22 protein-coding genes are annotated in these 24,371 nt (G+C 72.2%); 11 read left to right on the forward strand and 11 right to left on the reverse strand.

The features are described 5' to 3' along the window. Positions 1-17: 17 nt before the first annotated feature. From AB0C27_RS11765 to AB0C27_RS11790, 6 genes are all read right to left on the reverse strand, one after another. Positions 18-842, reverse strand: a complete 825-nt coding sequence (locus AB0C27_RS11765) for an amino acid ABC transporter permease (protein ID WP_346106994.1) — start codon at positions 840-842, stop codon at positions 18-20. Further along, a complete protein-coding gene (locus AB0C27_RS11770) occupies positions 839-1,507 on the reverse strand; it encodes an amino acid ABC transporter permease (RefSeq protein WP_357841594.1) in 669 nt (222 codons plus the stop codon). The genes AB0C27_RS11765 and AB0C27_RS11770 overlap by 4 nt, the downstream gene beginning before the upstream one ends. A 5-nt stretch (positions 1,508-1,512) precedes the next feature. Next, positions 1,513-2,343 carry a glutamate ABC transporter substrate-binding protein gene (locus tag AB0C27_RS11775; RefSeq protein ID WP_357841596.1) on the reverse strand — a complete coding sequence of 277 codons (831 nt, stop codon included), beginning with the start codon at positions 2,341-2,343 and terminating at the stop codon, positions 1,513-1,515. Positions 2,344-2,351: 8 nt separating this feature from the next. After that, positions 2,352-3,095: an amino acid ABC transporter ATP-binding protein gene (locus AB0C27_RS11780; protein WP_357841599.1), complete on the reverse strand. Its 744-nt coding sequence runs from the start codon at positions 3,093-3,095 to the stop codon at positions 2,352-2,354. 136 nt (positions 3,096-3,231) lie between these two features. Continuing rightward, entirely contained in the window at positions 3,232-4,089 is an 858-nt protein-coding gene (locus AB0C27_RS11785; protein ID WP_357841603.1) for a glutamate ABC transporter substrate-binding protein, read from the reverse strand. A gap of 56 nt (positions 4,090-4,145) precedes the next feature. Beyond that, entirely contained in the window at positions 4,146-4,832 is a 687-nt protein-coding gene (locus AB0C27_RS11790; protein ID WP_106250915.1) for a response regulator, read from the reverse strand. A gap of 155 nt (positions 4,833-4,987) precedes the next feature. Here AB0C27_RS11790 and AB0C27_RS11795 point away from each other — a divergent pair, with 155 nt between their 5' ends. The 6 genes from AB0C27_RS11795 to AB0C27_RS11820 all read left to right on the forward strand — a co-directional run bounded on the left by AB0C27_RS11795 (position 4,988) and on the right by AB0C27_RS11820 (position 12,484). Further along, positions 4,988-7,972: a response regulator gene (locus AB0C27_RS11795; protein WP_357841607.1), complete on the forward strand. Its 2,985-nt coding sequence runs from the start codon at positions 4,988-4,990 to the stop codon at positions 7,970-7,972. Positions 7,973-8,063: 91 nt separating this feature from the next. Then, on the forward strand, positions 8,064-8,969 hold the full coding sequence (locus AB0C27_RS11800) for an ATP-binding cassette domain-containing protein (RefSeq protein ID WP_357841610.1): 906 nt from the start codon (positions 8,064-8,066) through the stop codon (positions 8,967-8,969). Then, on the forward strand, positions 8,966-9,769 hold the full coding sequence (locus AB0C27_RS11805; RefSeq protein ID WP_357841613.1) for an ABC transporter permease: 804 nt from the start codon (positions 8,966-8,968) through the stop codon (positions 9,767-9,769). The genes AB0C27_RS11800 and AB0C27_RS11805 overlap by 4 nt, the downstream gene beginning before the upstream one ends. An 11-nt stretch (positions 9,770-9,780) precedes the next feature. After that, positions 9,781-10,935 carry a histidine kinase gene (locus tag AB0C27_RS11810; protein WP_357841616.1) on the forward strand — a complete coding sequence of 385 codons (1,155 nt, stop codon included), beginning with the start codon at positions 9,781-9,783 and terminating at the stop codon, positions 10,933-10,935. Continuing rightward, positions 10,926-11,570 (forward strand): response regulator transcription factor, encoded by a 645-nt coding sequence (locus AB0C27_RS11815; protein WP_357841619.1) that lies wholly within the window; start codon positions 10,926-10,928, stop codon positions 11,568-11,570. The genes AB0C27_RS11810 and AB0C27_RS11815 overlap by 10 nt, the downstream gene beginning before the upstream one ends. Positions 11,571-11,665: 95 nt before the next feature. Continuing rightward, on the forward strand, positions 11,666-12,484 hold the full coding sequence (locus tag AB0C27_RS11820) for an aldo/keto reductase (RefSeq protein WP_357841622.1): 819 nt from the start codon (positions 11,666-11,668) through the stop codon (positions 12,482-12,484). 61 nt (positions 12,485-12,545) lie between these two features. Here AB0C27_RS11820 and AB0C27_RS11825 read toward each other — a convergent pair whose 3' ends face one another. Continuing rightward, positions 12,546-13,862 (reverse strand): MFS transporter, encoded by a 1,317-nt coding sequence (locus AB0C27_RS11825; protein WP_357841625.1) that lies wholly within the window; start codon positions 13,860-13,862, stop codon positions 12,546-12,548. Between the two features lie 66 nt (positions 13,863-13,928). On the opposite strand from AB0C27_RS11825, the gene AB0C27_RS11830 reads away from it, so the two are divergent. The 5 genes from AB0C27_RS11830 to AB0C27_RS11850 all read left to right on the forward strand — a co-directional run bounded on the left by AB0C27_RS11830 (position 13,929) and on the right by AB0C27_RS11850 (position 20,031). Next, positions 13,929-14,870 carry a LysR family transcriptional regulator gene (locus AB0C27_RS11830; RefSeq protein WP_357843075.1) on the forward strand — a complete coding sequence of 314 codons (942 nt, stop codon included), beginning with the start codon at positions 13,929-13,931 and terminating at the stop codon, positions 14,868-14,870. A gap of 106 nt (positions 14,871-14,976) precedes the next feature. Further along, positions 14,977-15,324 carry a hypothetical protein gene (locus AB0C27_RS11835; RefSeq protein ID WP_357841628.1) on the forward strand — a complete coding sequence of 116 codons (348 nt, stop codon included), beginning with the start codon at positions 14,977-14,979 and terminating at the stop codon, positions 15,322-15,324. Positions 15,325-15,355: 31 nt separating this feature from the next. Beyond that, a complete protein-coding gene (gene boxC / locus AB0C27_RS11840) occupies positions 15,356-16,939 on the forward strand; it encodes a 2,3-epoxybenzoyl-CoA dihydrolase (RefSeq protein WP_357841631.1) in 1,584 nt (527 codons plus the stop codon). A gap of 19 nt (positions 16,940-16,958) precedes the next feature. Beyond that, positions 16,959-18,368 (forward strand): benzoyl-CoA 2,3-epoxidase subunit BoxB, encoded by a 1,410-nt coding sequence (gene boxB / locus AB0C27_RS11845; RefSeq protein ID WP_357841634.1) that lies wholly within the window; start codon positions 16,959-16,961, stop codon positions 18,366-18,368. Positions 18,369-18,447: 79 nt separating this feature from the next. Next, positions 18,448-20,031 carry a benzoate-CoA ligase family protein gene (locus AB0C27_RS11850; RefSeq protein WP_357841637.1) on the forward strand — a complete coding sequence of 528 codons (1,584 nt, stop codon included), beginning with the start codon at positions 18,448-18,450 and terminating at the stop codon, positions 20,029-20,031. A 53-nt stretch (positions 20,032-20,084) separates the two neighbouring features. On the opposite strand, the gene AB0C27_RS11855 is transcribed toward AB0C27_RS11850, so the two are convergent. From AB0C27_RS11855 to AB0C27_RS11870, 4 genes are all read right to left on the reverse strand, one after another. Then, positions 20,085-20,738 carry a class I SAM-dependent methyltransferase gene (locus AB0C27_RS11855; protein ID WP_357841640.1) on the reverse strand — a complete coding sequence of 218 codons (654 nt, stop codon included), beginning with the start codon at positions 20,736-20,738 and terminating at the stop codon, positions 20,085-20,087. 134 nt (positions 20,739-20,872) lie between these two features. Then, positions 20,873-22,393: an acyl-CoA synthetase gene (locus AB0C27_RS11860; RefSeq protein WP_357841643.1), complete on the reverse strand. Its 1,521-nt coding sequence runs from the start codon at positions 22,391-22,393 to the stop codon at positions 20,873-20,875. A 56-nt stretch (positions 22,394-22,449) separates the two neighbouring features. After that, the gene (locus AB0C27_RS11865; RefSeq protein ID WP_357841646.1) at positions 22,450-23,205 is read right to left on the reverse strand and encodes an aminotransferase class IV; all 756 of its coding nucleotides are present in this window, start codon (positions 23,203-23,205) and stop codon (positions 22,450-22,452) included. Positions 23,206-23,287: 82 nt separating this feature from the next. Further along, positions 23,288-24,349 carry an adenylate/guanylate cyclase domain-containing protein gene (locus AB0C27_RS11870; protein ID WP_357841649.1) on the reverse strand — a complete coding sequence of 354 codons (1,062 nt, stop codon included), beginning with the start codon at positions 24,347-24,349 and terminating at the stop codon, positions 23,288-23,290. Between the last annotated feature and the right edge of the window lie 22 nt (positions 24,350-24,371).

The following is a 24,371-nucleotide window of genomic DNA, read 5'->3' on the forward strand; positions in this document are numbered from 1 at the left end:
GAGCCGCCCGGTAGGGGTCAGGAGGCGGGCTTGGCCGGGCGGCGGGTGCCCGTCTTGCTCAGGCGGTGGGCCAGCCGGTCCAGCGCCATGTTGATGACGATGAAGATGGCCGCGATGAGGATCGCCGCCGGGATCACGTTCGAGAAGTTCGCCGCGATCCCGTTCAGGCCGCGGTCCACCAGCTCGTCGTAGCCGACGATCAGCCCGAGCGCCGAGTCCTTCAGCAGCACCACGAACTGGCTGATCAGCGCGGGCAGCATCGTCTTGAGCGCCTGCGGCAGCAGCACGAGGCGCATCACCTGCCCCTTGCGCATGCCGACCGCGTACGCCGCCTCCCGCTGTCCCTTCGGCAGGCTGAGCACGCCGGCGCGGACGATCTCGGCGATCACCGAGCCGTTGTAGAGGGTGAGCCCGAACACCACCGCCGCGAAGGCGGAGACGTTCACGCCGATGAGCGCGTACGACCCGAAGAAGGCGAAGAAGATCAGCAGCAGCAGCGGCACGGACCGGAAGAACTCCACCACCACGGCCGCCGGCACCCGCACCCACGCGTGCTCCGACAGCCGGGCGGTGGCGAAGACGAGCCCGAAGATCCCGGCCAGCACCACCCCGGCGACGGCCGCCGCCAGCGTCCCGGCCAGGCCGGGCAGGATGAACGTGGCCCACACGTCCGCCCGCAGCAGCGGCGCCCACTTCTCCGCCGCCCACTGCTCCTTCTCCTCGAAGCGCACGTAGACGACGTACGCCAGCGCCAGCAGCACGAGCGCGACGACACCCGTCAGCACCCGGTTGCGCTGGACGCCGCGCGGTCCGGCGACCTCGTACAGGTTCGCGTAGGTCATCGGGTCACCGCCATCCGCTTCGACAGCCAGCCGAACGCCAGCCCCATCGGCAGGCAGAGCAGCACGAACCCGGCGGCGAAGCCGAGGAAGACCTCGATGACCTGGTCCCCGTACGTCTCGACCAGCTCCCGCATCCGCACCGACGCCTCCGCGACGCCCACCACCAGCGCGATCGTGGTGTTCTTCGTCAGCGCGATGAGGATGCTGCCGAGCGGCGCCACCACGGCGCGGAACGCCTGCGGCAGCGTGATCAGCGCCAGTGTCCTGACGAAGCCCAGCCCCAGCGAGCGGGCCGCCTCCGCCTGCCCCACGGGCACCGTGTTCAGCCCCGAGCGCAGCGCCTCGCAGACGAACGCCGAGGTGTAGGCGGTCAGTCCGATGACGGCGAGCCAGAAGTTGTTGGTCGCGATGTCGTCGGACAGTTCGAGCCCGAGGTTCGCGCCGAGCCCCAGGCCGGTGAAGAGCAGCACCAGCGTCAGGGGCGTGTTGCGGGCCACGGTCACGTACGCGGTCGCGGTGGCGCGCAGGGAGCCCAGCGGGGCCACCCGCATGGCGGTCAGCAGCGTGCCCAGCACCAGAGAGCCGAGCGCGCTGACCGCCGTCAGCCGGACCGTCATCCAGAAGGCGGCCAGAATGGTGCCGCCCTCGGTCAGCAACGCGTCCATGGGCCTCAGTACCGTTCGAGCTGCGGGGCCTGCGAGACGGTGAAGCCGGAGGAGCCCACGCTGGCCTGCAGCGCCTTGGTCCAGCTACCGTCGGCGAACATCTTCTCCAGGGCGTCGTTGACCGCCTTGCGGCCGTTCGTGTCGTCCTTCTTCATCCCGATGCCGTACTTCTCGGTGCTGAACGGCTCGCCGACCACCTTGAGCTTGCCCGCGTGCTGCGCGGCGTAGCCGGCCAGGATGACGTTGTCGGTGGTGAGGGCGTCGAGCTGGCCGCCGAGCACGCGGTCCACGCACGCCGAGTAGGTCCGCTCCTCCTGCAGCTGCACCTCCTTGGCGTACTCGGTCTTGACCTTCTGCGCCGGGGTCGAGCCGGCGACAGAGCACAGCTTCTTGCCGTTGAGCGCCTGGGGCCCGGTCAGCGCGGCGTCGTCGGCCCGTACCAGCAGGGCCTGGCCGGCCACGAAGTACGGCCCCGCGAACGACACCTTCTGCTTGCGCGCGTCGGTGATCGAGTACGTGGCCACCACCATGTCGACCTGGCCCTGCTCGATGAACGCCTCCCGGTTGGCCGTCACGGTCTCCTTGAACGTGATCCCGGACGGCTCGACCCCGAGCTGCTTGGCCACGTACGTGGCGACCTCGATGTCGAACCCGGTGAAGCTCCCGTCGGGTGTGCGCAGGCCGAGGCCGGGCTGGTCGGCCTTCACGCCGATGACCAGCTTCTTCTCGGTCTTGGCCTTGTCCACGATCGAGGCGTAGCTCTCCTGCCCCCCTCCGCACCCGGTGGCGGTCACGGCGACCACGGCGAACACGGCGTAAAGGGATCTGCCGAACATGACACTCCTTAGTGGGTGAGGATCTTGGCGAGGAAGGACTGGGCGCGGTCGCTGCTCGGCGCGCCGAAGAAGGCGCTGGGGGCGCCCTGCTCGACGATCTCGCCCTCGGCCATGAAGACGACCCGGTCGGCCGCCCGGCGGGCGAAGCCCATCTCGTGGGTGACGACGACCATCGTCATGCCCTCGCGGGCCAGCGTGGTCATGACGTCGAGCACCTCGTTGACCATCTCGGGGTCCAGCGCCGAGGTCGGCTCGTCGAACAGGATCGCCTTCGGGTCCATCGCCAGGGCCCTGGCGATGGCCACCCGCTGCTGTTGCCCGCCCGAGAGCTGGGCCGGCACCTTGTCCGCCTGGGCGCCGATGCCGACCCGGTCGAGCAGCTCACGGGCCTTGCGCACGGCCTGGTCCTTCGGCCGCTTGAGCACGTGGACCTGCCCGAGGACGACGTTGTCCAGGACGGTCCTGTGCGCGAAGAGGTTGAAGGACTGGAACACCATGCCGACCTCGGCGCGCAGCCTGGCCAGCTCCCTGCCCTCCGACGGCAGCGGGGTGCCGTCGAGGGTGATCGTGCCGGAGTCGATGGTCTCCAGCCGGTTGATCGCCCGGCAGAGGGTGGACTTGCCCGCCCCGGACGGGCCGATGATCACGACGACCTCGCCCTGCCGGACCTTCAGGTTCACGTCCCGCAGGACGTGATGATCGCCGAATCTCTTGTTGACCTGGTCCAGGACGATCAGGTCCGACTGGGACATGCGCCACGCTCCTCGTCTCGGTCAGCGTTGGCGTAACCGTAGGAGCCGCATGTTCCGCGGAAAGGCTTGTGATCGTTTTGGTTGTTTGTGCTCGTTTAGCTCAGCAGCCGGCCCAGGAGCCAGGTCGGGTGCCAGGTCAGCAGTTGGCCGGCCTGGACGGCCCGGCGGTGTTGCCGTGGACGCCGATCGTGGCCATGAAGGCGCGGTCCCACTGGCCGTCACGCAGCCAGCGGCAGATCAGGCCGTTGAGGTAGTCGCGGAAGGCCGTGTCCTGCTTGCGCACGCCCATCCCGTACGGCTCGCGCCCGAACGGCTTGCGTACCAGGCGCAGTGTGTCGGGATGCTGGGCCAGCAGCCCGAGCAGGATGGTGTCGTCGGTGCTGAGCGCGTCCACCCGGCCGGAGATGAGGGCGGGGATGCAGATGCTGTAGGCGTCGACGATCTCCAGCTTGGCGGTCGGCACCTGCTCGCGCAGCCGGTCCACGGAGGTGGAGCCCTTGGCCGTGCAGACCGTCTTGCCGCCCAGGTCGGTCACCTGGTTGATGGTGGAATCGCCCATCCTGACCAGCAGGTCCTGCCCCGCGTAGTAGTACGGGTCGGTGAACGAGACCAGCTCGGAGCGGGCCGGGGTGATCGAGTAGGTGGCGATGACGAGGTCCACCACGCCCTGGGTGATGAAGTTCTCGCGTTCGCGGGAGACGGTCTCGACGAAGCGGACGTTGCGTTCGCTGCCGGTGAGGTCCTTGGCCAGCAGTCGCGCGATCTCCGCGTCGAACCCGGTGATCCGCCCGCTGGCCGGGTCCTTGTAGCCGAACATCGGCTGGTCGAACTTGGTGCCCACGGTCAGCACGCCGCGCTGCTTGATCCGCGCCATCGTGGACTCCGTGGCGAACGCGTCCGCCTCGCCGCAGCCGGTCGCGAGCACGCAGAGCAGTACTGCCGCCAGCACCACGCGCAGCCCGCGCCGCACGGGGATCCTCACCGGACTGGTCATCGGGCCGGTCATCAGGCCGGTCGGCCGGTCGGTCGGCTGGCCGGTGGGCGGGCCGCTCATCGGACGCGGTACCGGTGCTGCGGACGCCCGGTCTCCCCGTACTTCGGGCGGCCCTCGACCAGCCCGCGATCGGCCAGGTGCTCCAAGTAGCGGCGGGCGGTGGCCCGGCTGACGCCGACCATCCCGGCCAGCTCGTGCGCCGAGGCGTCCTCCTCGACCTCGGCCAGCGCGTCCAGGATCTTCTGCTCGGTGGCCGGCGAGATGCTCTTCGGACGGGTGCCCTGGTCGAGGTGGAGCGAGCGGAAGAGGCGGTCGATCTCCTGCTGCTCGGCGAACCGGCCGCCCCCGTCGAGCTGCTCGGCGGTGGCCGCGTACCGCAGCAGGGTCTGCTCCAGCGTGCCGGCCCTGGTCGGCTTGACCAGGTAGTAGAGGGCGCCGCGCTGGATGGCCGCCCGTACGGTGGCCGACTCCTTGCGGCTGGAGACGACGATGATGTCGGCGGGCGGCTGTTCCGGTCGGCGCAGCCGGTGCGCGACCTCTAAGCCGGGCATATCCGGAAGGTGCAGATCGAGCAGGATCAGCCGGGGCGCGAAGCGGCCGGCGGCGGCCAGCGCCGCGTGGCCGGTGTGGGCGATGCCCACCACCCTGAAGCCCAGCACCCGGTTCACCTGCGCGTGCAGCGCCGCCGTGACGACCGGATCATCGTCCACGATGAGTACGGTGATGTCCCTGGGCTCAGGCATCGCCACGCTCCTCGTCCAAGCAGTAGATTCTTGCAGCTTAAGCGTGTTTTATTACAAAAGATCGACTTTTGCTCGTTCTGCTCATCCGGATCCGGCGTACGCGCCGGTTACCTCCTACTCTGTACCCGAACGGCTGGGGGGAGGGACGGACGCCCGTGCGGTGGTTGTTCGCGGTGACAGCCCTGTGGACGCTCCTGGGCCTGCTGCCACTGGCGGCACTGACGTCGTCCAGCATCTCGCTGTCCGAGGGCGCGGTGCGCGACGAGGTCAGCAACCGGGTCAGGACCACGGCGTCGGTCAGCAGGGTCGTGGTCGACCAGCAGATGAGCTCGCTCAAACAGCTCGTCACCGCCTTCGCGCAGCGCCCCGAGGTGCGCGCCTCCGTCGGCGACGCCACGCCGACGACGCTGCGCGACTGGCTGGGCCAGCTGGAACGCATGCGCGACGGGGTCAGCGGGCTCATGCTGATCTCCCCCGAGGGAAGCATGCTCGGCGCCGAACCCCCGAGCGCGCTGCCCCAGGACATCACCAGCACCGACTGGTACCGCGCGGTGCGCGACGGCCGCCAGGCCCACGTCTCCCAGGCGTACACGCCCACGATGGGCGACGTGTCCAGGGCGGTCGCCGTGGCCGCGCCCATCATGAGCGCCGACGGCGTGCGCATGTTCGGCATGCTCGCCATCGTCTACAGCCTGGACGCGATCAAGGCGTTCGCCGAGGAGGCCGCCAACGCGCAGGACATCCGGCTGCTCATCACCGACAAGGCCGGCGTGCTCGTCGCCGACCCCGGCAGGCAGGTGTACGCGCTCACCTCCCTGCGCGAGGACTTCCGGGTGGACGCCGCGCTGGCCGGGCAGGCGTGGAGCGGCATGTACCGCGGCATCGACGGCCTGGTCATGTCGGCCTCCGAGCCCATCCCGAGCATCGGCTGGACGGTCACCGCCGAGGTCTCCGCCTCCGAGGCGCTGGCCTCGGCCGACAAGCTGCGCACGAACGTGCTCACCGTCGCCGCCCTGCTCGCCCTGCTCATCCTCATCGGCCTCGGCCTGCAGATCCACTCCACGCGTGGCCGCCGCCGGGCCCAGGCCACGCTGGCCAGATACGCCGCCGAACTGGCCTCCGCCAGGGACGACGCGCTCAGCGCCTCCAACGCCAAGTCCGAGTTCGTGGCCAAGATCAGCCACGAGATCCGCACCCCGATCAACGGCGTGCTCGGCATGAACTCCCTGCTCATGGGCACCCGGCTGGACGAGGAGCAGCGTTACTACGCCACCACCGCCCAGGAGTCGGCCCACAACGTGCTGCGCCTGCTCGACGACTTCCTCGACCTGTCCAGGATCGAGGCCGGCCATCTCCAGGTCGACGCCGTGGCCTTCGACCTGCCGCGCCTGTGCGACGAGGTCGTGGCACCGTTCGCGCCGCACGCGTACGAGCAGGGGCTCTGGCTCACGCTCCGGCTCGACGAGAACGTCCCGAGCCAGGTGTCGGGCGACCCCGCCCGGCTGCGCCAGGTGCTCACCAACCTCGTCGGCAACGCGCTCAAGTTCACCTTCCAGGGCGGCGTGGACCTGCGGGTCACCCTCGACGAGGGCGAGCCGGGCCAGGAACGGGTGACGCTCAGGTTCGCCGTGGCCGACACCGGGATCGGGGTCGGCCCCAACGACCGGGAACGGGTCTTCGGCGTCTTCCGCCAGGTGGACTCGCCGATCACGCGCAGGACCGGCGGCAGCGGCCTGGGCCTGGCGATCAGCCGGCAGCTCGTCGAGCTCATGGGCGGCAGCATCGGGCTGGACAGCGTCGAGGGCGTGGGCAGCCGCTTCTGGGCCACGCTGCCGGTCGACGTCGTGACCTGGGCCGAGCCCGGGGCGCACACCCTGGAGGGACGGCGCGCGCTCGTCGCCGACTCGCGGCCCGAGGACCGTACGCTGGCCGCGCGCTACCTGGCCCAGGCCGGGGCCGAGGTCGAGGAGACCAGGGACCAGGAGCAGGCCCTGGCCCGCCTGCGGTCGGCCGCCGCGGCGGGGGAGCCGTACGAGCTGGCGGTCGTCGCCCTCGACCTGGGCACGACCCCGGACCCGTCGCCAGGCAATGGGCTGGCCACCGCGCCGGATGCCGCACGGGGCAATGGGCTGGCCACTTCACCTGACGCCGCACTGAGCACTTCGCCGGGCGGCTCGTCGAGTCACCCACTGGGCGGTTCGCTGGGGGCGGACCCGGGCGCGCCGCGTTCGCTCGCCCACGCCATCCTCACCGACCCGCTGCTCCAGGCCACCAGCGTCATCGTGGTCGTCACCCCGGGCCGTTCCGGCTTCGCCTGGCCGGCGCCGGCCGGCGAGCGGGCCGTACAGTCGATCACCCGGCCGCTGAGCCGCCGCCGCCTGGTCGCCGCCGTGGAGAACGCCCTGGGCACCGCCGAGTCCCCCGGCGACCATCCGGCCGGCCAGAACGGCAGCCCGGCCGCCGCAGCGCGGATCCTCGTGGCCGAGGACGACGAGGTGAGCCGCCAGGTGGCGATGCTCGTCCTCGGCCAGGCCGGTCACGAGGTCGAGGTGGTCGACGACGGCGCCCAGGCCGTGCGGGCCGTGCTCGAAGGCGGCTACGACCTGGTGTTCATGGACTGCCAGCTGCCCGTGCTCGACGGACTGGCCGCCACCGAGGAGATCAGGGGCCGCGAGGAGGTCCACACGCCGATCATCGCGATGACCGCCGCCGCCATGCCCGACGACCGGATCCGCTGCCTCGAAGCCGGCATGGACGACCATCTGGCCAAGCCCGTGGACTGGCCGCGCGTGCTGGCCCGCATCCCGGAGTGGACGGCCTCGGCCGGGCTCCCGCCCGAGCTGGCCGGGCTGTCCCAGGAGGCGCTGGCGGACGTGGCGCGGGCCTACCTCGCCACCGCCACGCGTACGTTCGACGAGCTCAGGCAGGCCGTACGCGACGGCGACCGCCCGGCCGCCACGGCGCTCGCCCACCGGCTCAGGGGCGCCTGCGCCACGGTCGGCGCGGTCAGGGAGGCGGAGCTCTGCCGGCGCGTCGAGGACCTGTCCGCGTCGGGTGCCGTCGTGGACGAGGACCTGCTGGAGGAACTGGGCGGCCTGCTCAGCGACGTCCCCGAATGGATGAGCGCGGCCCACTCCTGAGCGGGGGCGTCCGGGTTACGGTTTTCCGCCATCGAGGTCGGCGGGTCGCCCCCATGGTTCCCGCCGCCGCGGGCTCCTAGCGTGGGGCGGCGTGATCAGTCTGCGCGGTTTGACCAAACGGTACGGCGACCGTCTCGCCGTGGACGACCTGTCCCTCGACCTGAGACCGGGCACGGTGACCGGCTTCCTCGGCCCCAACGGTGCGGGGAAGTCGACCACGATGCGCCTCGTCCTCGGCCTTGACCGGCCCAGCGCCGGCACCGCGCTCGTCGGCGGAGTCCCGTACCACCGGATCAGGTACCCCCTGCGCACGGTCGGCGCGCTGCTCGACGCGCGTGCCGTGCACCCCGGCCGCAGCGGCCACGCCCACCTGGTGGCGCTGGCCCGCAGCAACGGGATCGCGCGGCGACGGGTCGGCGAGGTGCTGGAGACCGTGGGCCTGGCCGGCGCGGCGCGCAAGCGGGCCGGGACGCTGTCCCTGGGCATGAGCCAGCGCCTCGGGATCGCCGCGGCGTTGCTGGGCGACCCCGAAGTGCTGATGTTCGACGAACCCGTCAACGGGCTCGACCCGGACGGCGTGCGGTGGGTGCGCGGGCTCATGCGGTCTCTCGCGGAAGAGGGCCGGACGGTGTTCGTCTCCAGCCACCTGATGAGCGAGATGCAGCTCACCGCCGACCACCTCGTGGTGATCGGCAGGGGCCGGCTCATCGCGGACGCGCCGCTGGCCGACGTCATCGCGGGCAGCTCGCTGACGGCCGTGCTGGTCCGCACCCCGCACGCGGACGCCCTCGCCGCCCGGCTGCGCGCCGCCGGGATCGCGGTGGACCGGTTCGGCGAGAACGAACTGGAGGCCACCGGCGCCCCCGTCGAACGCGTCGGCGACCTGGCCCACGAGGCCGGGATCCGCCTGCACGAACTGCGCACCAGACAGGCGTCCCTGGAGCAGGCCTACCAGGAGCTGACCTCGGACAGCGTCGAGTACGGAGCGGGCCGATGAGCGCACAGGCGCGGACGTTGTGGCAGGTGGCCGGGGCGGAGTGGGGGAAGTTGTGGTCGGTCAGGTCCACCTGGTGGTGCCTGGCCGGCGCGCTCGTGCTCACCGTGCTGACCGCCGTCACGCTGGGCGGCTCCACCGTCACCGACGCCCTGCGCGACGGCGCGGCGGGCGTGCGCGTCACGGCCAGCGAGCCCGTGGTCTCGGCCACGTCGTTCGTCCAGTTCGCCCTGGTGGCCCTGGCCATGCTGACGATCACCACCGAGTACGCCTCCGGCGGCATCCGCGTCACGCTCCAGGCCACGCCCGTGCGCGGCATGGTGCTGGCGGCCAAGGCGCTGGTGGTCGCCCCCGTGATGTTCGTGGCCGGAGTCCTGTCCGGGGCGGTGGCGACGGCGGCGGTGTACCTGCTGCTGTCCATCGACGTGTTCGGCGGGCTCGTCGTGCTGCCCGCCGCCGACGTCGCGCTCGACCTGCTGGGCACCGGCGTCTTCTACGCCTTCGTCTCGGTGCTGACCCTGGGCGTCGGCGCGGCCGTGCGCAGCGCGGCGGGCACCCTGACCGTGGTGTTCATGCTGCTCATGGGCCTGCCGCTGATGCTGCTGATGACCGGGAGCCAGGCGGCGGTGTACATCTCGATGCGCCTGCCGATGTTCGCCGGGCTGGCGTTCATGGGCAGCACCGACAATCCGACCGGCGGGCCGATCCCGTACCCGGCGGGGGAGGGGCTGGCATGGCTGGTGGTCTGGACGGCGGCGGCGTTGGTGGCGGGCTTGGTCGTGATGCGCCGCCGCGACGCCTAGACTTCACGCCCGTGTGGGGCGGCCGGATCGTGCGGACGGCGGCCGGGGTCCTTCTCGGAACGGTTCTCGGCCTCGCCGAGCTGGCCTTCCTGTGCGCGGCGGCCCCCGCCTCCCTCGTTCCCGCGCTGCGTCCCGCCCTCGCCCGCGTACGCGCCCGCCTCACCGCCCTCGAACGCGCCCGCCTGTCCCGCTGGCTCGACCTGGACCAGGAGCAGGGAACGCGGGACGGCGGGTACACGTTCCTGGCCGCCCGCGCCGCCCTGTCCCTCCTCGGCGGGTACGTCTGCGCGTCCACCCTGTTCCTGGCCTGCCTGCTCACGGTCGGCGGCGCCTGGGACCTGATCAGGGACAGGATGGAGCCCGTCCCGCTCAACCTGCCCGGCGTCAAGATCGTGACCGGCAGCGGCATCCTCGGCCTCACCTTGGGAGCGGTCCTGCTGGCCGTGCTCGTCCTCATGGTCATGGCCCTGGCGGCACTGGAGCGCCGCCTGGCCGCCCGCTTCCTCGGCCCCGGCAGCCAGGAGCTCATGCGCAGGCGCATCGCCGAGCTGACCGCCACCCGTACCGGCATCGTCAGAGCCGTGGACGACGAGCGCCGCAGGATCGAGCGCGACCTGCACGACGGCGTGCAGCAGCGCGGCGTGGCCCTGGCCATGCTGCTCGGCCGCGCCCGCCTCAGCGCCGCCCCCGACAGGACCGCCGAGCTGGTCGACCAGGCCTACACCGAATCCCGCCGGCTCCTCGACGAGCTGCGCAGCGTGGCCTGGCGCGTCTACCCGACCGCGCTCGACGAGCTCGGCCTGCGCGCCGCGCTGGCCGGCGTGGCGGAACGGTCGGACGTCCCCGTCACCGTGCACCACGGGCTGACCGGCCGCCTCGCCTCCGAGGTCGAGACGGCCCTGTACTTCGTCGCCCGCGAGGCCATCACCAACGCGGTCAAGCACGCCGGCGCGCATGACATCCTGGTGGTCCTGAGCGAGGACGAGCGGACGGTGAGCGTGGCGATCTCCGACGACGGCGCGGGCGGCGCCGACGCCTCGGGCGGCGGGCTGTCCGGCCTGGCCCGGCGCGTGCTGGCGCTCGACGGGACGTTCACCGTGGACAGCCCGCCCGGCGGTCCCACCCGGATCACCGCGACCCTGCCGAAGGCGCCGCCGTGCGGGTGATCCTGGCCGACGACTCGGTGCTGCTGCGCGAGGGCCTGACCCGGCTGCTCGACGACGCCGGGCACGAGGTGGTCGCCGCCGTCGGCGACGCGCCCGCGCTGCTCGACGCCGTCGATCGGCACCGTCCCGACGTCGCCGTGATCGACGTACGCATGCCGCCCACCCACAAGGACGAGGGGCTGCGGGCGGCGCTGGAGATCCGCGAGCGGCGGCCGGGCGTCGGCGTGCTCGTCCTGTCGCAGTACGTCGAGCCGCACTACGCCGCCAGGCTCCTCGCCGGGTCCACCGAAGGGCTCGGCTACCTGCTCAAGGACCGGGTCTCCGAGGTCGGCGAGTTCCTCGGCGCGCTCGAACGGGTCCGCGCCGGCGGCACGGCGTTCGACCCCGAGGTGGTGCGCCAGTTGCTGGCCCGCACCACCCGCGCCGACCCGCTGAGCCGGCTCAGCCCCCGCGAAGGGGAGGTGCTGCGGCTGCTCGCCCAGGGGTTCGTCAACGTCGCGGTCGCCGAACGCCTGCACGTCTCGCTCAGCACGGTCGAGAAGCACGTCAACGCGATCATGGAGAAGCTCGACCTGCCCCGCGACCCCGGCTACAGCCGCCGCGTGCTGGCGATCCTGCGCTACCTGGAGACCTGAACGACCCCCTTCCCCGGCACGTCACGGATTGCCCGTCATGCCGCCGGGTAAGGGAGGACACTTGATCCGCACGACAGAGGGGGAAGGACCGCGAAATGACCGTCATGCTCTCCGACGGCCGCCCGATGCCACGCCTGGGGCTGGGCACCTATCCCATGCGCGGCGAGGCGGCCCGCCAGGCGATGATCCACGCGATCTCGCTGGGCTACCGCCTGATCGACACCGCCGCCATCTACGGCAACGAGGCCGAGGTGGGCGCCGGCGTCGCGGACGCGTCCGTGGCCCGCGACGAGCTGTTCGTCACCACGAAGCTGCGCGGCTCCCACCACGGCTACGACGCGGCCATGCGCGGCTTCGAGGAGAGCCGGGCCCGCCTCGGCCTCGACTACGTGGACCTCTTCCTCATCCACTGGCCGCTGCCCGGCCGCGACCTCTACACCGACACCTGGCGGGCCTTCATCCACCTGCGCGACCAGGGCCTCGCACGCTCGATCGGCGTCTCCAACTTCACGCCCACCCAGATCCGCCGGCTGGCCGACGAGACGGGCGTCCTGCCGGTCGTCAACCAGATCGAGATGCATCCCGGCTTCCCCCAGCACGAGCTGCGCGCCTTCCACGCCGAGCACGGCATCGTGACCGAGTCGTGGAGCCCGCTCGGCGCCCGGAGCAAGCTGCTCGACGACCCGGCCGTCACCGACCTGGCGCTCGCCCACGGTCGTACGCCGGCCCAGGTAGTGCTGCGCTGGCACGTGCAGGCGGGCGCGGTGCCCATCCCGAAGTCGGGCGATCCCGAACGGATGCGGCAGAACTTCGAGGTGTTCGACTTCAGCCTGTCACCGGAGGAGACGGCCCGCCTCGACGCCATCGACGGCGGCCGCATCGGCGCCGACCCCGACCACCACGTCGAACTCTGACCGCCCCGCCCGGTCTCCTTGGGAGGGTGGGGTTCCCCGGGCGAGGCTGCCGGATGGACGCTCAGCCGCTCGTGGTCCGGTGTGTCTCCTGCGCCTTCGCGCTCCCGTCTTCCGTCGCCAGGGCCGTCGCCGGGGTGGGCAGGGCCGAGCGGCGGGTGGTGACGAGGACGATGAGGGCGGCCAGCAGGAGCCAGGCGGAGGTCATGACGATCAGCCAGGTCCAGCCCGCGTGCCCGTACACGACGGCGCCGGCCGTGCCGCCCGCGCCGCTGCCCAGGTAGTAGAAGAGGGTGTAGAGGCCGGCGGCCCTGCCCCTGGCGGGCGGGGGCGCGTCGGCGGTGACCCAGGCGTTGGCGATGGCGTGGGCGGCGAAGAACCCGGCGGTCAGCACGGCGAACCCGGCCACCACCACGGGCAGCGACGCCGACACGGTCAGCACGGAGCCCGCCGTCGTGACGGCCAGCGCGGTGACCAGCGCCGGCGTCCGGCCCAGGCGCGCCGTCAGGCGTCCGGCGGCGGCCGAGGAGGCGGTGCCCATGGCGTACGACAGGAAGACCAGGGAGGCGGCGGCCGGGGCCAGCGACAGGGGCGGCGCGGCCAGCCGGAACCCGGCCGCGTTGTACAACGCCACGAACGCCCCCATCCCCAGCGCCCCCACCACCACCGGCACCACCAGCCCCACCCGAACCCGGCCCCCGCCACCCGCGCGCGTCATGGCGTCCGTCGGGTCGCAGGAGCGGGCAGCGGGAGCGTGGTTCGCGTCCGGCGTGGCGACGCGCCGGGACTCGGATGTACGGGGGTCGCGGGGCAAGGTGGCGGCGGTGAAGAGGGCGCAGGCCAGGGAGACGGCCGCCACCGCCGCGAGGGCCCCGTGCCAGCCCAGGGGTTCGGCGGCGAAGCCGGCCCCCAAGCGGCCGAGCATGCCGCCGACCGAGTTGCCGGCGATCATCGCCCCGACCGCCCCGGCCAGCCGCGCCGTCCCGAGGGTGTCCGCCAGGTACGCCGCCGCCACCCCCGCGAACCCGGCGATGGCCACCCCCTGCACCGCCCGCATCCCCAGCAGCACGGGGAAGGACGGCGCCAGCGGCAGCAGCAGCCCGATGACCGCCGACAGCACCACCGACCAGACGATCACCCGCCGCCGCCCCACCGCCCCGGCGAACCAGGCCAGCGGCAGCACCGCCACGGCGAGCGAGGCGGTGGCCACCCCGATGGCCAGGGAGGCGGTGCCGGGATCCAGCCGGTACGCGGAGGCGAGCTGCGGCAGGACGGGCTGCGGCGCGTACAGCAGGGCGAACGACGACAGCCCGGCCGCCGCCACGGCCACGCTGACCCGCCGCGTCCCGGTGGCGGCGGAGGGGACTTCGAGCACTACCACCCGACAAACGCTAAGACAGGCTAATAAATACGTCTAATACGCATATAGGCGATAATTCATACCGTGATGGATGAATCGGCTGACCGGCTGGCCGCCCGCCTGGCCCCCGTGCTCGCGCTGCTGGCCGCCGTCGGCGAGACCGGCCACGTGACCCGCGCCGCCGAGCTGCTCGGCATCCCCCAGCCCACGGCCAGCCGCCGCCTGGCCGCCCTGGCGGACCTGGTCGGCGCCCCGCTGGTGCTGCCCTCCGGCCGCGGCATCCGCCTGACCAGGGCAGGACGTACGCTGGCCGCCGCCTCCACCAGAGCCCTGGCCGTCGTGACCGCCGCCGCCCGCGAGGTGCGCGAGGACATCGACCCGGGCAGCGGCCGCATCGTGCTCGGCTTCCTGCACCTGCTCGGCCGCACCCTCGTGCCCTCCCTCATCGGCGGCTTCCGCGAGCGCAACCCGGACATCCGGTTCAGCCTGGCCCAGGGGTCCCGGCAGGACATGCTCCGGGCGCTGCGCGAGGGCGAGATCGACCTGGTGTTCGTCGGCCCCATGCCGCTCGACGATCCCGACCTGGTCAGCCGTCCGCTCGCCGACCAGGAGATGGTGCTGACGGCGCCCGCGTCCCACCGCCTGGCGGGCCGGCGCCGGGTGCGGGCCGAGGAGCTGGCGGGGGAGGAGCTGGTGACGCTGGAACACGGGTACGGGGTGCGCCAGATCACCGACAGCCTGTGCGCGGCGGCCGGGTTCGAGCCGCGGATCGCGTTCGAGGGGCAGGAGACGGAGACCGTGCGCGGCCTGGTGACGGCGGGGCTGGGCGTGGCCGTCCTGCCCCGCTCCGAGCAGCCGCCGGCCGGGGGCGTGGTGGAGATCCCGCTCGATCCGCCGGTGTCGCGGACGATCGGGGTGAGCTGGCCCGCCGGTGAACGGCTCACGCCGGCGGCGCGCGCGTTCCGCGACCACGTCTGCTCGGGCCTGACCGACTTCGGCCCCGGCTTCCGCCCCCACACCCCCTTCTGAACGCACATGCACACCCTCTTCTGAACGCACATGCACGCGCCCTTCTGAACGCATGCGCCATTCCGAACGTCGTTCGGGCGGGCGCGGCTCCGCCAGACTGAGAGCCATGAATCATGACGGCGATGCGGGCGTGCCGGGCTCGCTGGAGCGGGTGCTGGCCGACGTGGCGGCCGAGCGGGTGGCGCAGGACGTGCGGTTCGGCATGCAGCTGCTGCCCGACGGCACCGGCGGCGAGGGGACGACCAAGGAGTCGGACGAGGCCAGGCGCAACACGGACGAGGCCGCCGGCGACGGGCGGCTGACCTGGCGGCACATCCTGGCGGAGGAGGTGATGGAGGCGTTCGCCGAGTCCGACCCCGAGCGCCTGCGCGCGGAGCTGATCCAGGTGGCGGCGGTGGCCGTCAAGTGGACGCAGGCCCTCGACCGCCGCCCGGAAAGTTCTACAGAACCTTGACGCGGCGCACGATGGTTGTTGAACTTGGGGCATGACCGGACAGCCAGAGGTGTCCTTCGACACCGATCCCGGCAGATACCGTCACCTCAGGCTTGAGCTCGACGGCGAGGTCGCCAGGATCGTGCTGGCGGTCGACGAGAGCGGCGGCATAGTCCCCGGGTACGACCTCAAGCTCAACTCCTACGACCTCGGGGTCGACATCGAGCTGTACGACGCCGTCCAGCGCCTGCGCTTCGAGCACCCCGAGGTCCGCGCGGTCGTCCTCACCGGCGGCCTGGACCGGGTGTTCTGCGCGGGCGCGAACATCCGCATGCTGGCCCAGTCGTCCCACCCGTGGAAGGTGAACTTCTGCAAGTTCACCAACGAGACCCGCAACGCCATCGAGGACGCGACTGCCTGTTCGGGCCAGACGTACCTGGCCGCGGTCAACGGCACCGCGGCGGGCGGCGGCTACGAGCTGGCCCTGGCCTGTGACCGGATCATCCTGGTCGACGACGGCTCCACGGCGGTGTCGCTGCCGGAGGTCCCGCTGCTCGGCGTGCTGCCGGGCACGGGCGGCCTGACCCGGCTGACCGACAAGCGCGGCGTGCGCAAGGACCTGGCCGACGTGTTCGCCACCCGCAGCGAGGGCGTGCGCGGGAAGACGGCGGTGGCCTGGCGGCTGGTGGACGAGGCGGTGCCGCGCAGCAGGTTCGAGGAGACCGTACGGGAGCGCGCGAAGGAGGCGGCCGCCCGCTCGGCCCGCCCCGCCGACGCCCGACCGGTGCCGCTGCCGCCGCTGCGCCCCGACGGCTACGCCTACTCCACGGTCACGGCGGCGCCGGAGGAGCACCGGGTCACGATCACCGTACGCGGCCCTGAAGCGGGCGACGACGGCTGGCTGCTGCGCATGACCAGGGAACTGGACGACCTGATCCTGCGCCTGCGGACGAACGAGCCGGAGCTCGGCACCTGGGTGATCAGGACCGAGGGCGACATCGGCGCGGTCCTGGCCGCCGAGCCGGGCACGGACGCCTGGCCGCACGGCGAGATCAGGCACTACCTCAAGCGCACGCTCAAACGCCTCGACGTCACCAGCCGCAGCCTCATCGCGCTGATGGAGCCGGGCAGCTGCTTCGCCGGCCCGCTGCTGGAGCTGGCCCTGGCCTGCGACCGCCAGTACATGCTGGACGACCCGGAGCGGCCGGCCGAGATCGAGCTCTCGCCCGCCAACTTCGGCGACTACCCGATGGGCAACGGCCTGTCGCGGCTGGCCGCCCGCTTCCACGCCGAGCCCGGCCGGGTGGCCGAGCTGGAGAAGGAGACGGGCCGGCGCCTCGGCCCGGCCGAGGCGCTGGAGCTCGGCCTGGTGACGTTCGCGCCCGACGACCTCGACTGGGACGACGAGGTACGCCTGGCGCTGGAGGAACGCGCCGCGCTCAGCCCCGACGCGCTCACCGGCATGGAGGCCAGCCTGCGCTTCGCCGGCCCCGAGACCATGGAGACCAAGATCTTCGCCCGCCTGGCCGCCTGGCAGAACTGGATCTTCACCCGCCCGAACGCCTCGGGCCCCGAGGGCGCCCTGCGCAGCTACGGCACCGGCCGGCGCCCCGTCTACGACCGCGAGCGAGCATGACCAGCCACCGGAGGCGAGCATGGGCATCGACTACACCGAGCGGATCCCGAACAACGTCGACCTGGCCGAGGACCGGCGGCTGAAGCGGGCGCTGGAGTCGTGGCAGCCGCGGTTCCTGCAGTGGTGGGCGGAGATGGGCCCGGCGCTGCCCACCCAGGACGTCTACCTGCGCACCGCCGTCGCCGTCGGCCGTGAGGGCTGGGCGCACTTCGACCACGTGCCGCTGCCCGAATACCGCTGGGGCATCTTCCTGGCCGAGCGCGACACCGACCGGCGCATCGCCTTCGGCCAGCACAAGGGGCAGCCGGTCTGGCAGCAGGTGCCCGGCGAGTACCGTGCCGACCTGCAGCGGCTCATCGTCATCCAGGGCGACACCGAGCCGGCCAGCGTCGAGCAGCAGCGCCGGCTCGGGCTGAGCGCCCCTTCCCTGTACGACCTGCGCAACCTCTTCCAGGTCAACGTGGAGGAGGGCCGGCACCTGTGGGCCATGGTCTACCTGCTGCACGCCTACTTCGGCCGGTCCGGCAGGGACGAGGCCGAGGCGCTGCTGCTGCGCAACTCGGGCAGCGAGGACTCGCCGCGCATGCTGGGCGCCTTCAACGAGGAGACGCCTGACTGGCTGTCGTTCTTCATGTTCACGTACTTCACCGACCGCGACGGCAAGTACCAGCTCGGCACGCTCAAGGAGTCGGCGTTCGACCCGCTCAGCCGGACGTGCGAGTTCATGCTCAAGGAGGAGGCCCACCACATGTTCGTGGGCACCACGGGCGTGGACCGGGTGGTGGAGCGGACGGCGCAGTTGATGCGCGAGCACGACGACGACGATGTCCGGAAATATGGTGGCATCCCGTTGAACGTCATCCAGAAGTACATCAACTTCCACTACAGCGTGAGCCTCGACCTGTTCGGCGGAGAGACCTCCACCAACGTGGCGAACTACTACACGGCCGGGCTGAAGGGACGCTGGCAGGAGGAGCGCCGCAAGGACGACCACCTGCTCACCGAGGCCGTCGCCGTCGTGCCGCGGATCGAGGACGGCCGCCTGGCGGAGGCCCGGCTGCCCGCGCTGACGGCGCTCAACGCCGACCTGCGCGGCGAGTACGTGGCCGACTGTGTCACCGGCGTGAACCGCTGGAACCGCATCCTCGACTCCCACGGCCTCGACCCCGTCCTCTACCTGCCGCACGTGGGCTTCAACCGCAAGGTGGGCACGTTCGCCGGCCACCACGTCTCCCCGGACGGGCGGGTGCTGGCCCGGCACGAGTGGGAGGCGGTGGCCGGCCGCTGGCTGCCGACGGCCGAGGACAAGACGCACGTGCTGTCGCTGATGCGGCCCGTCTACGAGCCGGGGAAGATCGCCGCCTGGGTCGCGCCGCCGCGCTCGGGCATCAACGGCCGGCCCTTCGACTACGAGTACGTGCACCTTTGAGCTCTACAAGTCATTGACGGCTCGCCGATCCTGTGTAGAAGATTCAGTCACGATCGCCCGCCTGCGGATGGGGACGGCCATGACGTCCGAATCGTTCAACGCCAGCGTCTTTCTCACCGACCGCCAGGTCGAGGCCAGCCGGGGCGACCACGTCGCCGTCACCGGCCCGGCGGGCACGCTGACCTACGCCCAGCTCGCCACCCGCACGGCCGAACTGGCCACCGGGCTGGCCCGCCTGGGGGTTCGGCCCGAGGAACGGGTCCTGCTCGTCATGTCCGACCGGCCGGAGACCGTGATCACGATCCTGGCCGTGCTGCGGATGGGCGCGGTCGCGGTGCCGGTGTCCACCATGTACAACGGGACCGAGCTGGGCGCGCTCATCAGGGACGCGCGGGCCAGGACGGTCGTGGCCACGCCGGAGTTCGAGCCGGTCGTCCGCGCGGCCCTGGCCCAGGCCCCCGAAGTGACCACCCTCATCCTCACGGGCGAGCCCGGCGAGGCCCGCGAGAGCGGCGAGAGCGGCGAGGGCGGCGACCTCGACCTGTCCTGGGACGACGTGCTCGCCTCGGGGCGGCCGGCCGGGCCCGCATACGACACCTGGCGCGACTCACCCGCCCTGTGGCTCTACACCTCCGGCACCACCGGCGCCCCCAAGGCCGCCATGCACCGGCACGGCGCGATCAGGGACGTCTACGAGACCTACGGCCGCCAGGTGCTCGGCATCCGCCCGGACGACCGGTGCCTGTCGGTGGCGCGGCTGTTCTTCGCGTACGGCATCGGAAACTCGATGTTCTTCCCCCTGGCCGCCGGCGCCACCGCCGTGCTCGACCCGGCCCGCCCCACCCCCGCCGGCGTGGCCGCGCAGGTGGTGGCCGAGCGGCCCACGCTGTTCTTCGCCGGCCCCACCTTCTACGCCGCGCTGCTTGCCGCCGGTCTGCCCGCCGACACCTTCGCCTCCGTACGCCTGGGCGTCTCAGCGGGGGAGGCCCTGCCGGCCGAGATCCTGCGCCGCTTCACCGGCCGCTTCGGCGTGGAGATCATCGACGGGCTCGGCTCCACCGAGGCGCTGCACATCTTCGTCTCCAACACGCCGGGCCAGGTGCGTCCTGGCACCTCGGGAACGGTCGTGCCCGGCTACGAGGCCAGGCTGCTCGACGATCAGGGCGCCCCCGTCGAAGACGGCAAACCCGGCCATCTGCTCGTCCGCGGCGACTCGATCGCCACCGGCTACTGGTGCCGCACGGCCACCACCCGCCAGGTCTTCCAGGGCGAGTGGCTGCGTACCGGCGACACCTACATCCGCGAGCAGGACGGCTCCTACCGCTGCCTCGGCCGTTCCAACGACATGATCAAGGCGGGCGGGATCTGGGTCTCGCCGATGGAGGTCGAGGACCGGCTGCTGCGGCACGAGTCGGTCGGCGAGTGCGCGGTCGTGGCCTACATCGACGGCGAGGGGCTGGAGAAGCCGGTGGCCTGCGTGGTGCCCGCCCCCGGCCGCCAGGTGGACGCCGGCGAGCTCATCGGCTTCTGCCGCGACGGGCTGGCCTCGTTCAAACGGCCGCGCGAGGTGCTGGTGCTGGACGAGCTGCCCAAGACGGCGACCGGCAAGATCCAGCGCGTGGTGGTCCGCCGGATCGCCGCCGACCTCCTGGGCAAGCAGTAGGCGGCCCGACGGCGGCTGAGCGGCGGCGCGAGAGCCAGGCGGCCGAGCGGCGGTCAGGCGGTCAGGCGGCGGCACACGTCCCGGTAGACGGTGATGGCGAACGGCCGCGGCGAGGAGGAGTAGACCTGCTCGTTCAGCCGCGCCAGCGACCCGTGCGCGTCCAGAAAGCCGTGCAGCCGGTCCGACTCGGGCCACGGATGGACCGCCACCAGCACCCCGCCGGGCGCGAGCAACTCGCTGAGCCGGGACGAGGCCAGCCGCAGCCGCTCCTCGCGCCCCAGGTAGTAGAGCGTCTCGGAACAGAACACCAGGTCGAAGCGGTCACCCGGCCGGTGGGTGAGCAGGTCGGCGCGGACGAAGCGCACGTGTCCGTTCTGCGGCACGCGCGCCCGCGCCCGCGTCAGCGCCCGCTCCGAGAGGTCCACCCCGATGATCTCCGCCTCCGGGTAAGCCGCCGCCAGCGCGAGCGTGAACACCCCCTCGCTGCACCCGACCTCGATGATCCGCCGGTACGGCCCCGGCGGCAGGTGCTTGAGTGTGACCAGGTACTTCTGCTGCTCGTAGTCGTCGGTCGCGAGCCGCCACGGGTCGGGGACCCGGTGCCGCCAGTCGAAGTAGCGGCGCAGGACCAGCCCCTGCCCCTTCGCCGACAGCAGGGACAGCGCGCGGAAGAGCGCGCGGTGCATGAGCTCGGGCAGGCGTGGCATGCGGCCCCTCCCGGTCGGGACGCACGCAGACGTCCCGGGGCTTCTAGGTGAAGTCGTCGCCGAGAGGGGATGCCCGCTATCAGACCGGATAACGCCTGGTCAGAGGTATGGCATGAGCATTTTTCACGACATTTTCACGACATGGACTCACGGAGCTCGCGTTTGAGCACCTTGCCGGAGGCGTTCTTCGGCAGCGCGTCCACGAACACCACCCGCTTGGGCGTCTTGAACGGCGCCAGCCGCCCGCGCAGGAACCCGGTCAGCTCCCCGGCTGTCAGCCCCGCCCCCTCCCGCAGCACCACCGCGGCCGTGACCGCCTCGATCCACTTCTCGTCCGGCACCCCGAACACCGCCGCCTCCGCCACGGCCGGATGCTGGTAGATGGCCTCCTCCACCTCGCGGCTGGCCACGTTCTCGCCACCCGACTTGATCATGTCCTTCTTCCTGTCCACCACCGACAGGTAGCCGTCGCCGTCCATGACGCCCAGGTCGCCGCTGTGGAACCAGCCGCCGCGGAACGCCTCCGCTGTCTTGTCCGGGTCGTTCCAGTAGCCGAGCATCGCGTGCGGGCTGCGGTGCACGATCTCGCCCACCACGCCGGGCGGCACCGGCCGGTCCTGGTCGTCGACGATCCGCGTCTCGACGTTCAGCGCGGGGCGCCCGGCCGAGCCGAGCCGGGTCAGCTGCTCGTCCGGGCCGAGGATGGTGGCGACGGGCGCCATCTCCGTCTGGCCGTAGAAGTTGAACAGGCGCACGTCCGGCAGGCGCGCGGCGATCTCCTTCAGCACCTCCACCGGCATGATCGAGGCGCCGTAGTAGCCCTTGCGCAGCGACGACAGGTCCCTGCGGTCGAAGTCGGGGTGGCGCAGCAGCGAGATCCAGACCGTGGGCGGGCAGAACAGCTTCGTGGCGCGCTCGCCCTCGATCGTGGCCAGGATGGCCGCCGGGCTCGCCCCCGGCAGCACGATGTTGGTCGCGCCGAGATAGACGCCGGGCGTCAGGAAGCAGTGCAGCTGCGCGCAGTGGTAGAGGGGCAGCGCGTGCACCTCGACGTCGTCGTGGCTCATCTCGCCGTCGATCACGCAGGTGACGTACTGGGCGATCAGGCTGCGGCTGGACAGCGTGGCGCCCTTCGGCCGGGACTCGGTGCCGCTGGTGTACATGAGCTGGATCGGCTCGTCGTCGCGGATCTCCGCCGTCACCTCCGTCGCGTCCTCGTGCGACGACCACGCGCTGAACGGCTCCCACCCGTCGGCGCCCGCGCCGATCACGCCGCGCACCCGTACCTCGCCGGTGACCGCCGCGGCCGCCACCGGCAGCAGCGCGTCCTCCACCAGCATCCCGCTCGCCCCGGAATGCCGAAGGATGTACGCCACCTCCTCGGCCCCCAGCATGAAGTTGACCGGCACGGAGATCGCCCCCAGCCGCGCCAGCGCGAAGTACGCCACCACGAACGCGTGGTTGTTGTGACTCAGCACGGCGAACCTGTCGCCCTTGCCCACGCCCCTCGCGGCCAGCGCGTTGGCCGTCCTGTTCACCATGGAGTCGAGGTCGGCGTAGCTCTGCCGCAGGTCGCCGTAGACGACGGCGGTCTTGGCGGGATAACGGGCGGCCGAGCGCCGCAGGAGGTCACTGATGGCGTGCTGACGTGTCATCAAGGCACCCTTCGTCCACAGAACGACGTTCGGGTGATCCTAACCCGCGGCCCGCGTCAGTCCAGAGGGTCGCCGGAGATCGTCTCGTAGTGATCGAGCAGCCGCCGCACGAGGCCGTCGTCGTGGCGCAGGGGCAGGCCGTCCGCCTGCCCGACCGGCGTCACTCCCCAGGAGTTGCAGACGAAGACGAGGTCGAAGGCGGTCAGATCGGCCACCTTGAGCGGGCGCCGTTCCTGCGGCACGTCCAGGCGCTCCAGCAGCCGCATCGTGATGCCGTGCAACATCGGCGCGTCCGGCCAGACCAGCCGGCCGTCCGCGAAGCCGCCCAGGTTCGTGATCGAGCCCTCGCTGATCAGCCCGTCGGCGGTGGTCAGCAGCGCCTCGCCGAACCCGTCGCGGGCCGCCATGCGGTTGATGTGGGCCTGCTGGAAGCCGCCCGCCTGCTTGATGTGCGGCAGGTAGCGCTGGTAGACCACCGACCTGACGCTCAGGGGCCCGGCGAGCGGCCCGTGGGGCGGGCCCGAACTGGCCACGACGTGCGGGGGGTCGCCGTCCAGCACGTAGACGCGGACGCTCGCGTCCCGTACGCCGCCGTCCAGCACGGCGCGGATGGAGGCGAGCACCGCCGCCCGGTCGATCCCGCCGCCGAACAGCTCGCGCGAGGCCGCGTCGAGCCGGTCGAGGTGCAGGTCCAGGCCGCGCACCCGGCGCTCCCTGACCTGCATGGCGGTGAAGTGGCCGTAGCGGGCCTCCAGCAGCAGGCGCGCCTCGGCGCCCACGAGCTGCCCGTCGACAGCGGTGCGTCCGGTCATGACGATCTACTCTACGGACACCCCCGCACGCCACCGCACCAGGCGTTCAGGTGCTCTCCGCGCATGACCGCTCAAGGCAGCGTCAGGTGCTCTCCGCGCGCATCACCGTGAACGGGGCCAGCTCGCCCAGCCCGCGCACCGACAGCCGGTTGACCTCGCGCAGCCGGAAGGCCCGATCGCCCTCCAGCTCCTCGGCCAGCTGCGGATCGGCCAGGATCGTTCCCGGCAGGGACAACGCGGTCAGCCGGCTGGCCAGATTGACCGTGGTGCCGAACACGTCGCCCATCCGCCAGATCACCGGCCCCGAGGCCAGCCCCACCCGCAGCTCCGGCATGTCCTTGCCGCGCGCGTGCGTCTCCACCAGCCGCAGCGCGATCTCGGCGGCCACATGCGCCTTGTCGGAGACGAACAGCACCGAGTCGCCCAGCGTCTTGACCACCCGCCCGCCTGAGGAGGTGACGATGTCGGCCGAGCGCCCTTCGAACCTGTCGATCAGCCGCGCCAGCTCGCCGCCGGTGATCTGCCTGCTCAGCCGGGTGAACGCGACCAGGTCGGCGAACCCGACCGCCAGGCGCACGGCGCTCATGTCCTGGACGGCGATGCGCCCGGCCGCGGCGGCGAGCTGGCGCTGCCAGGCGTAGACCAGCAGCCGCGCCAGGTCGGGCACCACCAGCTCGGCCCGCCTGCGCCAGGCCCGCGGGCGCTCCGCCAGCGGCACACCGGCCTGGTCGAGCTCCTCCACGCCCAGCTCGGCGTGCGACTCGGCCAGCCGGGTCGTGGCCCGGCCCAGCGAGCGCGCCAGCAGCAGCACGTGCTCCTCGTCGTAGACGCCCGAGGCCACCATGCCGACGAGCGTCCTGAGCGCCTCGACGTCGGAGTCGGTGAACTCGACCGCCTCGTCCGGCACGTTGGGGAAGCCCAGGGCGCGCCAGAAGCGCCGCGCCCGATAGACCGGCACCCCCGCCATGTCGGCGACCTGGTGACTGGTGTATCGGCGCGGCTCACGCAGGAAGGCTTCGGTGAGCCCGCTCATGAGCCCGTTCATCAGCCCATCAGCCGGCCCGTCCGCCGGCCCGCCCACCGGTCCGTCTGTCGGTCCGCCGCCCAGCCCCCCGGCCGGCTCGTCCCCGTGCACCGCCGCCACCTCGGCAAGATAACACCCTGTG

The sequence above is a fragment of the Nonomuraea sp. NPDC048882 genome (assembly GCF_040649755.1).
Lineage (GTDB): Bacteria > Actinomycetota > Actinomycetes > Streptosporangiales > Streptosporangiaceae > Nonomuraea > Nonomuraea maheshkhaliensis.